This is a genomic window from Pelosinus propionicus DSM 13327 (genome assembly GCF_900114615.1).
Lineage (GTDB): Bacteria > Bacillota > Negativicutes > DSM-13327 > DSM-13327 > Pelosinus > Pelosinus propionicus.
The window spans coordinates 1-13020 of sequence record NZ_FOTS01000001.1 but is presented as its reverse complement, the minus strand read 5'-3'; the positions used below and the strand labels follow the sequence as shown (position 1 = coordinate 13020).

Genomic DNA, 13020 nt, shown 5'->3' with positions numbered 1-13020 from the left:
CCTATTCACTCTCCTCATCTAAAGTCTCACGAATGGACCTGACCAAGCTGCGAGCACCAGCGACTCCCTCATTCGTAAGTTTTTCAAGAATCGCACTGCCAACAATAACAGCATCAGCATAGCGAGCTGCGGCAGAGGCCCCTTGAGAATTGCCAATTCCAAAGCCAATTGCCATAGGTATCTGACTGACCTGGCGAGCATTCTCTATCACTGCGCCAATTTGATCATAATTATTTTGCCGACCACCTGTCACACCAGTATTGGAAACACAATATAAGAAGCCCTCTGCTTTTTGCGCAATGCATTTGATCCGATCGGCTGTCGATGTTGGTGCAATAAGCCCAATAAGAGGAATATTTTGCTTCTTGCAAATATCTTCTAATAAATCTGCTTCTTCAAGAGGTAAATCAGGTACAATAAGCCCATCGATTCCTGCCTTAACAAAATCAGAAATAAACTTTTCTTTTCCATACCCTAATATACTATTGACATAGGTCATAACCACTAGGGGAACACTAGAAGTTTTACGTATTTGAGTAACTAATTCGATGGACTTAGCAGTAGTTGCGCCCGCCTTTAGTGCTAAGGTAGCGGCATGCTGAATCACAGGTCCATCGGCAATGGGATCAGAAAAAGGAATACCAATTTCAATCACATCAGCTCCTTCTGCTTCCATCGCCAAAACAGTTTCTAATGTTGTGGCATAATCAGGATAACCAGCTGTTAGATAGACAATAAGCCCCTTACGTCCTGACGCTTTTAATTTTTGCAACGTTTCCGACAAATTTGACATTATAATTCCCCCATTACTTTTATTGCCATATCTACATCTTTGTCACCTCGACCAGAAAGGCAAATAATTACCGTTTCATCCATTTGCGTCTTCGGCATAATTTCCTCTAAATATGCCAGCGCATGGGAGCTTTCTAAAGCTGGAATAATTCCTTCTACACGTGCAAGGCGTTTAAATGCTTGTAATGCTTCTTCATCGGAAACTGCTTTATATTCAACAATTCCACTATCTTTAAAAAAGGAATGCTCGGGACCAACGCCAGGATAATCAAGTCCAGCAGAGATAGAGTACGGTTCAATAATCTGCCCATCATCATCTTGCAATAAATAACTAAATGCCCCATGCAGTACACCTGGCCGCCCTTTCGTTAAAGATGCCGCATGCTCATTGGTAGTGATGCCCTTACCCGCCGCCTCGACACCAATTTTGATAATCTCTTTATCATTACGAAAGGAGTAAAACATCCCCATGGCATTACTGCCTCCACCAATACAAGCAACAATATACTTTAATTTTTCTATATTATAATTTAGAATTTGTTCTTTTACTTCTTCACCAATGATCTTTTGAAAATCCCGCACAATCATAGGATAAGGATGAGGTCCTACAACAGAGCCAATAATATAATGGGTATCTTCTACATTTGTTACCCAGTAGCGAATGGCCTCGCTTGTAGCATCCTTTAACGTACCCGTGCCACTAGTCACGGGTATAACTTCCGTTCCCAAGAGCCGCATACGAAAGACATTTAAAGCCTGCCGTTCAATATCTTCTTTTCCCATATATACACAGCATTCTAGCCCAAAGAGAGCTGCAACAGTAGCGCAAGCCACACCGTGCTGCCCAGCGCCCGTCTCAGCCACAATTTTCTTTTTTCCCATACGACGTGCCAGCAGGGCCTGCCCGATAGCATTATTGATTTTATGAGCTCCTGTATGCAGTAAATCTTCCCGTTTTAGATAGATTTTCCCCCGCCCATAATGTGCTGTCAAATTCTTCGCAAAATATAAGGTCGTGGGGCGGCCTGCATACTCCTGCAAATAAAAGTGCAGTTCCTCCTGAAACGATGCATCACTCTTTAATGCGTCATAATGCTCTTCCAGTTCAATCAAAGCTGGCATCACTGTCTCTGGTACAAATCGACCACCAAAATCCCCAAATTTCCCATTTTTATCTGGCATACTCTATTCCTCCTATTCTTTCAACTGCTTCACTCACCCTTGGCACAATGCCATTTCCTGCGTCATCCTACCAATATCATGAGCACAAACTAATCCTTCTCCTACCAAAATCCCTTTTATTCCTGCTTCTTGCAATCTTTTCGCATCTTCTTGATTTTTGATGCCGCTTTCACTAATTAGTACAATCTTCGAAGAACAATAAGGCAATAAAGCAAACGTATTACTAATGTCAGTAGTAAAGGTTTTCAAATCGCGATTATTAATCCCTACTAACACCGCCGAAGTCCTTTGCACCCGCAGGAGTTCTTCCAATGTATGAACCTCGACCAAGCAATCCAGACCAAGCGTAGCGGCAACTTCTAGGTACTCGTTCAGCTCTTCATCACTTAATACTGCTGCAATCAGCAATATGGCATCTGCCCCTGCCCATCTGGATTCATAAATCTGGTATGCATCAATAATAAAATCTTTACGCAAGATGGGCAAATGAGTAACAGCCTTTACCATTTTTATATTCTCCAGCTTCCCTTTAAAGTGTTGATCTGTGTGTACTGAAAGAGCTGTTGCTCCATTTGCCGTATAGATCTGCGCTAATTCACATTCTGTATATGCATTACACAGCTCTCCTTTAGCCGGGGACGCCAGCTTACACTCTGCAATAAGTGCCCATGGGTTTTTCTTAATCCCTTTACTAAAACGAAAATCTCCTCTTGTAATCTCTTTGTCAAATTGGTCAAGAGGTCTTTTACTTTTTTGCATTGCTATCTCTCGGCGTTTTTTCGTTATAATTTCATTTAGCATTGGTTTTGCCTCCTTCTGCCCTGCGAGCAGCAATCATAAATTCTTGGATTTTTTTTATGTCTTTCTTTCCATTGGTTTCGACACCTCCTGAAACATCGATCCCACTAGGAGATAATAGAGAAATAGCTGCTCCAACATTTTCAGGAGTAAGACCACCAGCTACCATTACGGGAATGTGGCTCTGAGAAGTAAAATCCTGCAGAGACTGCCAATCAAAAGTAATCCCCGTCCCGCCGTATTGCCCAGGAGTAAAACTGTCTAATAGAATCCAATCAGCAGGATATTCCTGGCTTCTTTCAAAATTAAAACCAGGAGCTACCCGAAATGCTTTAATAACGGGTCTGCCAACAGACCGGCAATACTCAGGAGTCTCTTCGCCATGCAACTGAACATAGTCTAACTGACAATACTCTGCAATCTCTTGTACCTCTTGTAGAGGTGAATTCACAAAAACACCAACCTTGCTGATTCCTTTCACTTCCTGCCCAATTCGATGAGCCTTTTTTATATCAATCTGACGCTTACTTTCTGCAAATACAAAGCCGATCAAATCAGCCCCCTGCTCTTTAGCTCCTTGGGCTATTTCCACTGATGTGATGCCACAGATTTTTATGATAATATCAATTCCTCCTTATATTCTTGACTAAAGCGCCGTACCTCTTCTAATTTGGAATAGGCCGCTCCATCGTCAATGCTCTTTGCCGCAATGTTCAATCCCTCTTTTATACTTTCTGCCTTACCGGCGACTACTAATGCAGCAGCGGCATTTAGCAAAACGATATCACGCTTTGGACCGAGCAGCTTCCCTTGAAAAATATCCAAAATAAGTTTTCCATTTTCCTCTGGTGTACCACCGCGGTACGCCTCTAGACCACTGCCACTAAACCCGTATACAGCAGGATCAATCATATAGGTTCGAGTTTCTGAACCATTGACTTCTGTTACCTGTGTCAGCGAAGTAGTGGATATTTCATCCAGACCATCCAAACCATGTACTACCATGGCTCGCTTCACGCCTAACATGGCAAGCGCCTCTGCTAATTTTGTAGTTAAAGAAGGATCATATACACCGATTAACTGATAATTAGCCTCTGCAGGATTGGTTAATGGTCCCAGCATATTAAAAACAGTTCGAAATCCCAATTCTTTACGCGGTTTCGCAGCATATCTCATCGCTTTATGAAAAGCAGGAGCATACAAAAAACCAACTTTCGTCATTTCAATGGATTTACTTACTCCTTGAGGCGGTAAATTCATTGAAATTCCTAAAGCATTAAGAACGTCTGCGCTGCCGCAAGAACTGGATAAGCCATGATTGCCATGTTTAGCTACAACAAGCCCAGCACCTGCTACCACAAAAGCTACCGCTGTCGATACATTGAAGGTACCTGTTTTATCCCCGCCCGTACCACAGGTATCAATCATTTCCCTACTGCTAAATTGTGCCTTTAATGAATGATTACGCATGGTTTGGGCAAAACCAGCAATTTCATTAATGGTTTCACCCTTTATTCGTAAAGCTGTAATAAAAGCACCAATTTGTGCTTCGGTCCCGCCCCCAGACATAATGATATCCATGGACAATTGTGCATCTTCTCGCGATAAATTTTCTCCCGCTACTACGTGAGATAAAAATTCCTTGAACATAGCCATTCCTCCTTATAAATTAAGCTTATAAAAATAAAAAAATCACTCCACCCCTTGAAAGGGGCGAAATGATTCGCGATACCACCCTAATTTAGAAAGCTAATGCTTTCCCTCTACTCAGGTACGAGATGTTACATCTGATACCCTAGCCCAATAACGGTGGCAACCGGCTCATCCTACTAACATATGATATGCGTTCGGTGAGCTGCTCACAGGCCCATTCCATAGACTCTTTGGGCCGGTCATCACACCTCCAGTTGCCTGGTCACCGACTCGCTGATCCAAAGTTCGTATATGTACTTCTCCTGCTCATAGCGGATTACACATTCTATTAAGGCACATTTTATTCAAATTTTGCTACACTGTCAAGAGTTTTTTTGTTTTTGTTTATCTCTATTATACAAATGTTTTTATTCTTTCATTAACATGTAACATTTATTTATTTTAATTTTATTTTAAAACTATTACTTGACACTTTTTAATACTTTGATATAATGGAAAACAGTTACTGGAAAATCAATTATTATCGGAGGATGTTTTTTATGACACATCTCACCTATAAAGCCATTGAACAAAAACAATATTTTTACTTTTTTGGTTGGAGCTACTTTTTTAGCTTCGACTTTTTCGGATGGAAAAAAGTGAATATATGTTTTTTAAATGAGCATTATAGATGGAAATGTCAACTAACAGCAATCTGATAAGAACAATTTATTTCCACCATCTCTACAAGACTCATTGGAGTCTTATTTTTTTTACCCGATGGATAAATCGCTCTTAAATTCCCATCTTTACAAGCAGGATTTCATCGCGCTTCTCCATCACCAAAGACTCACTTTTAAGTTATAAAGTAAAATAATAGGGGGCATTTATTATGGTTATCGTATTACATCCATCTGTAACAGCAGAACAAATTGAAGAGTTAAAAGCAGAACTAGAAAAAGGCGGCTGCAGTGCTTGGCCCACGTATGGAGAGTTTCAGACGATTATCGGCGTAGTTGGCAGCACTCATAAACTTGATAAAGATAAGCTGGCAAGTAAAAACTATGTAGAAAAAGTACTATCTGTACAGGAACCTTATAAGAAGGCCAATCGAGTCTTTCATCCAGAAGATACAGTCATTCCAATTGGAAATCAAACGATCGGCGGTAATAAATTAACAATCATTGCCGGTCCCTGCTCGGTTGAAAACGAGAATCAAATTTTGTCTGTAGCAAATCAAGTCAAAGCTGCAGGGGCTGGCTTCTTGCGTGGCGGAGCTTACAAACCAAGAACATCACCTTATAGTTTCCAGGGGTTAAAGGAAGAAGGACTGGAATTATTGAAAATTGCCAGAGCAGCAACAGGACTGCCCATTGTCTCTGAAATTATGTCCGTGAGCAAACTGGATAAATTCGTTGAAGATGTTGACATCATTCAAATTGGTGCAAGAAACATGCAAAACTTTGATCTGTTGAAGGCAGTAGGACAAACTAATAAACCAATTTTATTAAAACGAGGATTAAGTGCTACCATTGAAGAATTACTTATGTCAGCAGAATATATTATGGCTGAAGGTAATGACAATGTTATTTTATGCGAAAGGGGCATTCGCACTTTTGAAACCTATACTCGTAATACTCTAGATTTGAGTGCCGTACTCGCCATAAAAAAATTAAGTCATCTTCCTGTTATTATTGATCCTAGCCATGCTGCGGGCAAATGGTGGATGGTAGAGGCTCTATCAAAGGCATCGATTGCCGTTGGTGCTGATGGATTGATTATTGAAGTACACAACGATCCTGCCAATGCAAGCTGCGATGGACCACAATCCATCACACCTGAACGCTTCGCCTCATTAATGGGGTCCTTAGCGCAGATTGCTAAAATTGAAAATCGCACGATCTAATTTTACACTTCAGGAGGTTAACAAATGAGTGGCTCATGGGGTAAAAAGGTTCAGTATTCTATTTTTGGCGAAAGTCACGGAAAAGGAATCGGTATTACCATTGACGGATTACCGCCCGGCTTTGAAATTGACTTAGCAGAAGTAACTCGGGAGCTGGAGCGTCGCGCTCCTGGGAAAAGTCCTTTATCAACAGCACGTAATGAAAAAGACGCATTTACGATTTGGAGTGGCTTTTTAAATGGCAAAACAACAGGAAGTCCACTGTGTTCCAGCATTGAAAATAAAGATCAAAGGTCTGCAGATTATGAATCCTTAGCTTGGAAATTTCGCCCTGGGCATGCGGATTATACTGGTTCAATAAAATATAAGCACTTTAATGACTTGCGAGGCGGTGGGCACTTCTCCGGCCGCCTCACAGCTCCTCTCGTGTTTGCCGGTGCGATTGCTAAGCAGCTTTTGAGACAGCAAAACATTCATATTGGTTCTCATATCCAACGTATCTCTTCTATTTCAGAATCTCAATTTGATGCAGTAACAATTGACCAAGCAACACTAGAACAATTAAAAGCAAAATCATTTCCTGTACTCGACCCTGCTGTGGGAGAATCAATGCAGGAGTGCATTCTCTCCGCCAAGACTGCAGGCGACTCCGTAGGCGGTATCATTGAAGCAGCTGTAATCCACCTGCCTGCCGGCCTAGGTGATCCTTTCTTTGATTCCCTAGAAAGTACACTGGCACATCTGTTATTTTCTATTCCTGCCGTTAAAGGTGTGGAATTTGGTGCCGGATTTACGTTTGCCCAAATGCGCGGCAGTCAGGCCAATGATGCGATGTATAGTAAAGATAATGTGGTTGTGACCTCCACCAATCATAATGGAGGAATCCTAGGAGGAATCTCCAATGGCATGCCTCTCATTTTTCGTGTAGCCATAAAACCAACCCCCTCGATTTCTGTAGAGCAGGATACAGTGAATGCAAAAGGTGAAAATGTCTCTATTAGGGTAGAAGGCCGTCATGATCCTTGTATTGTCCATCGTGCGATACCTGTTGTCGAAGCTGCAGCAGCAATGGCTATTTGGGATGTATTATAGGCAACTTTAAATTTAAGATCCTTTGGATTTTTTGAACACAAAAAATCAGCGTCTAGGTATTTGCCTTAGACGCTGATTTTTATTAAAAAGAAGCTTGGTCAGAAACAACTGATTGCTCATCATCCTGACTTTTTACAATTACTTTTAGAATCTGATCGACTGCAGAGTGTAATGATAATCCATTGGTAATTCGATAATGACAACACGCCTCATATAAATGCTTTCTCTGTTGATATAAGCTGTAAATCCTCTTCACATTATCTTCCAGCAACGGGCGAGCTGCAGCATCAATCGTTTCTATTATCATTTCGATTGGTCGGTCAATATAAAAGATGGTACCTCTTTGCTGTAATACAGCAATATTCTCGGGACGTGTTACTACACCGCCTCCAGTAGCAATAACAATTGACTTCTTACTGCTGACTTCGAGAACTGCATTGCTTTCAATCTGACGAAAATGTGACTCTCCTAATAAAAAAAGCTCAGAAATAGTCTTATTCTCTTTTTCCTGTATATATTGATCAATATCACAGAACTCAAGCTCTAATCGTTCTGCAATAATCGAACCTAGAGACGTCTTACCACTCCCCGGCATACCAATCAACACAATATTATTATGAAATTTCATTACAATACACCGCCTACTATTTTTTATCAGAAAAACGACTCGCGTCCTTTTATCATTGCGAGCAGAGTAAAGCAATCTCTTAAAAGAATTCGATTTATGTTCACTATTTTCCTCCGTTACCGAGAAAACGGCATTTTAATACGATAAAACAAAAAATAAGACTCTACTGAGTCTCCTTTTTATCACAAAAACAGTTGCCTGCTCGTGTTTAAGCTCTCATTTAGCAGCCTATTATTTGCTATATCAATATCCTCTGCTCAACCCAACATAATACTTTTTTCATTATACCAAACAAACAATACTTGTCAAGCATCTGTCAAAATACAATAACATTATCAATCAATTGTTATGTTTTTATATTTAAAAAACACAATTGTACTTTCGGAAAGTAAAAATGTACTATTATTGTTGTCTGTAAGATAGCTATTTTTTATTTTAAATTGCAACAAATAAAAAAACTTCTTAATCAGCACATTGTACATTGATATTATACATTGTGTTTATAAGAAGTCATCATACTTAAGATTCCTGTCTAAGCTAGAAGTATCACCAGTAAAGCGCACAATGCCTTTTCTCAGATCAGTATATCTGCTATACCAAATTCATGATCGAGAGAACTTTTCCCCTTAGCAAGCCCAGTACCATGTAAGCCAAAATCTTTATATCTACATTCCCATAGATTTTTTTACAATCTGGAACACTGTTTTTAAATCATCAATAGGTACTTGCCCAGGTGCAGAACTATTTTCTCCTACTGCAAAGCTAACAGTCGATCCAAAGACTCCTCCAAACATACGGGTTAGGGCACCTAGCCCTCCCATTGACATACTAATTACAGGAATCTTCAACTTCTTTTTTGCTTCTAATGTTGCACTCAACAACGTAAGGACATCTTCCACTGATGTTGGCATAACTGCCACTTTTGCAACATCGGCACCATATTCTTCTGCTTGTCTGAACTTTTGTTCTAATATTTCTTTACGCGGCGTACAAGTAAAGTTATGAAAGGATGCAATTACTTTGGTACTATTTTGCTTCGCTATTTTACATAACTTTTGAAAATGTTCTGGCAGGTTGCTTAATTCACAATCCACATATTCGACACTTGTATTCTTACAAATGGCTGCACTTAATTCAATCGCTTCGCGATCTGACAATGAAATGATTTGGCCTCCTTCCCGAATCGAACGAATTGTGAAAATAATCGGCACATCACCCGCAATCTTTTTCATTGCATTCGTTAAGGCAATCACTTCATCTGTATTGGCAATTCGTTCAAAAAAATCAGCACGCCATTCAATAATATCCGGCATCTTCTCTAAAATAATTGCTAATTCAGCTAATACAATTTCTTGATTTCTTCCCACTAGAGGAGTACAGATCAATGGCTGTGTTCCTTCTCCAATTACCTTACCCAATTTAAATTTACCTCCCGATTCTATGGAATTTATTCTCCGTCATTTTTCACTCAAGATTTATTTATGATTTACTAACAGCAATACATTCTATATTGCTATTTTACTACGAAAAATACTTCATTTTATATAATACAGTACATGCCTTTAAAAAATAATCATAACGTTTATGGGTTGCATTTGCAATAGATTCTTTTCACATACCTGCTTAAATTTTACATTGCAATTTTTCAGGATTAAAGAGGGTTTACTATATGAACAAAGTGAAACTGACTAGAACTTTGCACCTATAAAGATTCCAGTCAGTTTCACTTTATTTCTCTATTATTGTTTTTTCCACGAGAAATCCACTTTAGCAATTTTACGAATTGCTGTTAAAAGAATCTCAGTACCCGCTACGATATCATCCATACTTGCCGACTCTGCTGGATTATGGCTAATGCCTCCCTGGCAGGGAATAAATATAATACCTGTAGGTGCCAGAGAAGCTAAATGCATTGCATCATGTCCTGCGCCACTAGGCATCAACATATTGGGATAAGGATGCTGCTTGCAGACATCTTGCAACACTTCAACCATTTCTTCTAAAAGCTCAACCGGAGTTTCATCAGTAAGCGTAGTCATTTCAATCTCTACACTGCGCTGCGCTTTAATTTTATCGATTCCTGCAATTAGCTCATCAACTACCCACTGTTTACTTGCTAATTGAATTGCACGAATATCAATTCCAAGTTCCACACGCCCAGGAATTACATTCATGGCACCTGGCTCTGCTTTAATGACTCCTGTTGTTCCTACCACTCCCAGATGGGCAACTTTTCTTGCCAATTGCTCTACCAATAAAATCACTTCTGCTGCAGCTGTTAAGGCATCCTGACGCATATTCATCGGAGTAGCTCCTGAGTGATCCGCCTGACCTGTTACGATTGCTTTGAAACGAGTAGGCGCTGCAATGCCGGTTACAATTCCAATTTGGTGTTTTGTAGTTTCTAAAACTTTTCCCTGCTCAATATGTAACTCTAAAAATGCTTTAATATCCCCCTGATATTGGGCTTGGCGGATGTTCGCCGGATTAAGTTCTCTTTGCTGCATTGCGTCACCTAGAGATATACCATCTTTATCCTTATACTGAACTAACTTCTCAGGAGAAAGCTTCCCGCAAAACGCCTTGCTGCCCAATGTCGCAACTCCAAACCGACTCGATTCCTCAGCCATAAATACCACAACTTCAATAGGATGTTCATTTTGCTCTTGCTGCTCCTCTAAACATTGCAATGCTTCTATCGCCCCTAGAACACCAAGAACTCCATCAAAATTTCCTCCATTCGGAACCGTATCAATATGGGACCCAAGCATTACTACTGGCTTCTCGGAATATAACCCCTCCCGACGTCCAATGACATTGCCAAAAGCATCAACGCGAATCGTTAGTCCTGCCGTCTTCATAAGTTCTATAATAACGTTTCTTGCTTCCCAGTCAGCATCACCGAAAGCAAGACGCGTAAATCCACCCCCATCTTGCTTTCCAATTGTCGATAATCGTTGAAAATTTTCTTCCAATCGTTTAAAACAAACCATCTAACCATCTCACTTTTAGAAATTTTTAAGAAAAAAGAAAACACCTAAGCTGTCTATGCAACCTAGGCGCCATTGCCAGTTTCTTAAATCCTATATTTATCTTAAACCATTACTATATGCATGTCAATATAACGCCATTTTAGACCGAGTCCTATCATTCCTATGACTTTTCTTGTTTTGATATATACCAATACGGCAAGGCCACAAATATGATACCGCCTATCATATTACCTAAGGTAACCCAACTAATATTATAGATAAAACCGGAAAGAGAAACCGCATCTGCTCCAGGCATCATCAACACTGCTGACAGCAATGTCATATTTGCAACACTGTGTTCAAAACCAGTTGTAATAAAAGCAAAAAGACACCAAAAGATCATGATGAGCTTTCCAGCTTCTTCTTTCATTTTAAAAGAGCACCAAATCGCAAGGCAAACCAAGATGTTACACAGCATTCCCCTTGCTAAAAGCTCTATCCATGGCAAAGATACTTTGCTCTGTGCAATTTTTGCCATTAACAGCGCCGTACTGCCTTGCCCAAGCCCAGATACAAGGAATAAAGAAGCTAATAAAAAAGAGCCTAGTAAATTCCCAATAAAACTAAGAATGTGAATAGCAACTACTTCACCTATTGTTACTTTCTTTTCCATCTTGCCAATGGTCATAATCAGATTATTACCTGTAAAAAGCTCTGATCCGGCCATAATCACTAAACTCAACGCAATACCAAAAGAGGTTCCCATAATAATTCTCATTGCCGGAGATTCAGACTGAAATAAAATTCCGCCAATCGTAAATATAAGTACTATACCAAGACCAACATACATACCTGCCAGAGCAGATGATACTAAATATTTGACGGGACTTCCATTTAGAAGTGCGCTCTTTGCCTGCGCTGCACTTGAAACTTTTTTTATTTCTTCGTAATACATCTAATGCCTCCAAAACGAATCGATCTAGCTTACTATTCAATAGAAATCATAAATAATTATTGTTTTTTTTATTTCCAAGCAGGAAATGAAGGTAATCAATCGAAGATAGTATGCAATACTAAGGAGGTGTGTCATGACAATTGAATTTACCTGCTTGTCCTGTACTCGAACCTTTGCCATCCCAATTTCTGACTTATTCAAAACAGATTATTTATCTTGCATTTGCTGCGGAAAACCAGTACCCATTGACCTGATCAACTCACTGCAACATGTATGCAGAAGTTTTTCTTTAGATGCAGAGAACTTAAAAAATGAATCCCTTTGGCATATTCGCTTTATAGAAAAGAGTTAGTTTTTCTTTTTATATTTGGTATAATACGATAGGAACCACTGGCGCAATAACATAAAACTCTCAATTGCCACAAACATGGTGTAAAGGAGTAAAACTAAAATACATACACTTTTTGCAACTTCATTCCCAAGAACTGACTGAAGCATAAATTTCCCAGCATCTATGATTGAACTGTCTATAGGTTTGTCTGTGGGGAGCGGTACACGCTGTATCAAATAAACAAGTCTCCCTAAAATTAATAAATATAAATATAGCTTTCCAAGTTTTATGATTGGCAGATATTTTTCCTTTGCTGATTCTTTGGAATTTTCCATCATTTACCTCTCTTAATTTAATTAAGTTAATTTATGATATAGTATAACATAATCGAATGATAAAATAAAAGGGGCTGTCTCAATAAGAAATTGAGATAGTCCCTTATATGTATTAAAAATACAAGAGGCAGGTTCCGAAGAACCTGCCTCTTGGTGTAGAATTAAACTGCTATGAAAAACTTTACACATATAAATCCTACAACAAAAACAAATTCATATCAACTAGTTTTACCGCTTCCTATCGAAATCCTCATACCAGAAAACGATTCGGTCAGGCTGTTAAGTAAGATAATGGATCAACTTGATTATTCGCTGTTATACAAAGCGTATTCTCGTAAAGGCAGAAAATCAGTAGTCTCACCTAAAATGCTTTTCAAAATTATCGTTTATGGTTATA

Annotated in this window: 13 protein-coding genes, 1 pseudogene and 1 other annotated feature; of the genes and pseudogenes, 4 read left to right on the top strand and 10 right to left on the bottom strand. The window is 39.4% G+C overall.

The window, feature by feature from the left end; all coding sequences use genetic code 11:
* Position 1 precedes the first annotated feature (1 nt).
* The 5 genes from trpA to trpD are packed head-to-tail and all read right to left on the bottom strand — an operon-like array spanning position 2 to position 4422.
* Positions 2–793, bottom strand: coding sequence for a tryptophan synthase subunit alpha (gene trpA, locus BMZ99_RS00065; RefSeq protein ID WP_090931728.1), 792 nt, complete (start codon positions 791–793; stop codon positions 2–4).
* A complete protein-coding gene (trpB, locus tag BMZ99_RS00060; RefSeq protein WP_090931726.1) occupies positions 793–1974 on the bottom strand; it encodes a tryptophan synthase subunit beta in 1182 nt (393 codons plus the stop codon). The genes trpA and trpB overlap by 1 nt, the downstream gene beginning before the upstream one ends.
* 33 nt (positions 1975–2007) lie before the next feature.
* Entirely contained in the window at positions 2008–2775 is a 768-nt protein-coding gene (trpC, locus tag BMZ99_RS00055; protein WP_090931724.1) for an indole-3-glycerol phosphate synthase TrpC, read from the bottom strand.
* Positions 2765–3364, bottom strand: coding sequence for a phosphoribosylanthranilate isomerase (locus BMZ99_RS00050; protein WP_245754740.1), 600 nt, complete (start codon positions 3362–3364; stop codon positions 2765–2767). The genes trpC and BMZ99_RS00050 overlap by 11 nt, the downstream gene beginning before the upstream one ends.
* A gap of 20 nt (positions 3365–3384) precedes the next feature.
* Positions 3385–4422 (bottom strand): anthranilate phosphoribosyltransferase, encoded by a 1038-nt coding sequence (gene trpD, locus BMZ99_RS00045; protein WP_090931719.1) that lies wholly within the window; start codon positions 4420–4422, stop codon positions 3385–3387.
* Between the two features lie 56 nt (positions 4423–4478).
* Positions 4479–4744, bottom strand: a binding site (T-box leader).
* 552 nt (positions 4745–5296) lie between these two features.
* Here trpD and aroF point away from each other — a divergent pair.
* Together aroF and aroC are read left to right on the top strand one after the other, a co-directional pair.
* Complete coding sequence (gene aroF, locus BMZ99_RS00040; protein ID WP_090931717.1) at positions 5297–6310, top strand: 3-deoxy-7-phosphoheptulonate synthase; 1014 nt, start codon at positions 5297–5299, stop codon at positions 6308–6310.
* A gap of 24 nt (positions 6311–6334) precedes the next feature.
* The gene (aroC, locus tag BMZ99_RS00035; protein ID WP_090931715.1) at positions 6335–7402 is read left to right on the top strand and encodes a chorismate synthase; all 1068 of its coding nucleotides are present in this window, start codon (positions 6335–6337) and stop codon (positions 7400–7402) included.
* Positions 7403–7484: 82 nt separating this feature from the next.
* Here the strand turns inward: aroC and BMZ99_RS00030 are convergent, their stop codons facing one another.
* From BMZ99_RS00030 to BMZ99_RS00015, 4 genes are all read right to left on the bottom strand, one after another.
* Positions 7485–8030, bottom strand: a complete 546-nt coding sequence (locus tag BMZ99_RS00030; protein WP_090931713.1) for a shikimate kinase — start codon at positions 8028–8030, stop codon at positions 7485–7487.
* A gap of 665 nt (positions 8031–8695) precedes the next feature.
* On the bottom strand, positions 8696–9448 hold the full coding sequence (gene aroD / locus BMZ99_RS00025) for a type I 3-dehydroquinate dehydratase (RefSeq protein ID WP_090931711.1): 753 nt from the start codon (positions 9446–9448) through the stop codon (positions 8696–8698).
* A gap of 321 nt (positions 9449–9769) precedes the next feature.
* On the bottom strand, positions 9770–11023 hold the full coding sequence (locus BMZ99_RS00020) for a Zn-dependent hydrolase (protein ID WP_090931709.1): 1254 nt from the start codon (positions 11021–11023) through the stop codon (positions 9770–9772).
* 160 nt (positions 11024–11183) lie between these two features.
* Positions 11184–11957, bottom strand: coding sequence for a formate/nitrite transporter family protein (locus BMZ99_RS00015; RefSeq protein WP_090931707.1), 774 nt, complete (start codon positions 11955–11957; stop codon positions 11184–11186).
* 133 nt (positions 11958–12090) lie between these two features.
* Here BMZ99_RS00015 and BMZ99_RS00010 point away from each other — a divergent pair, with 133 nt between their 5' ends.
* Positions 12091–12309, top strand: a complete 219-nt coding sequence (locus BMZ99_RS00010; RefSeq protein WP_090931704.1) for a hypothetical protein — start codon at positions 12091–12093, stop codon at positions 12307–12309.
* Here the strand turns inward: BMZ99_RS00010 and BMZ99_RS00005 are convergent.
* The gene (locus BMZ99_RS00005; protein WP_245754739.1) at positions 12306–12626 is read right to left on the bottom strand and encodes a hypothetical protein; all 321 of its coding nucleotides are present in this window, start codon (positions 12624–12626) and stop codon (positions 12306–12308) included. The genes BMZ99_RS00010 and BMZ99_RS00005 overlap by 4 nt on opposite strands.
* Positions 12627–12794: 168 nt before the next feature.
* Here BMZ99_RS00005 and BMZ99_RS26675 point away from each other — a divergent pair.
* Positions 12795–13020, top strand: a pseudogene (locus tag BMZ99_RS26675) (hypothetical protein); the annotation flags it as partial.

Coding starts and splice junctions, on each gene's coding strand:
- trpA (WP_090931728.1), bottom strand. CDS start 793: ATGTCAAATTTGTCGGAAACGTTGCAAAAATTAAAAGCGTCAGGACGT.
- trpB (WP_090931726.1), bottom strand. CDS start 1,974: ATGCCAGATAAAAATGGGAAATTTGGGGATTTTGGTGGTCGATTTGTA.
- trpC (WP_090931724.1), bottom strand. CDS start 2,775: ATGCTAAATGAAATTATAACGAAAAAACGCCGAGAGATAGCAATGCAA.
- trpD (WP_090931719.1), bottom strand. CDS start 4,422: ATGTTCAAGGAATTTTTATCTCACGTAGTAGCGGGAGAAAATTTATCG.
- aroF (WP_090931717.1), top strand. CDS start 5,297: ATGGTTATCGTATTACATCCATCTGTAACAGCAGAACAAATTGAAGAG.
- aroC (WP_090931715.1), top strand. CDS start 6,335: ATGAGTGGCTCATGGGGTAAAAAGGTTCAGTATTCTATTTTTGGCGAA.
- BMZ99_RS00030 (WP_090931713.1), bottom strand. CDS start 8,030: ATGAAATTTCATAATAATATTGTGTTGATTGGTATGCCGGGGAGTGGT.
- BMZ99_RS00020 (WP_090931709.1), bottom strand. CDS start 11,023: ATGGTTTGTTTTAAACGATTGGAAGAAAATTTTCAACGATTATCGACA.
- BMZ99_RS00015 (WP_090931707.1), bottom strand. CDS start 11,957: ATGTATTACGAAGAAATAAAAAAAGTTTCAAGTGCAGCGCAGGCAAAG.
- BMZ99_RS00010 (WP_090931704.1), top strand. CDS start 12,091: ATGACAATTGAATTTACCTGCTTGTCCTGTACTCGAACCTTTGCCATC.
- BMZ99_RS00005 (WP_245754739.1), bottom strand. CDS start 12,626: ATGATGGAAAATTCCAAAGAATCAGCAAAGGAAAAATATCTGCCAATC.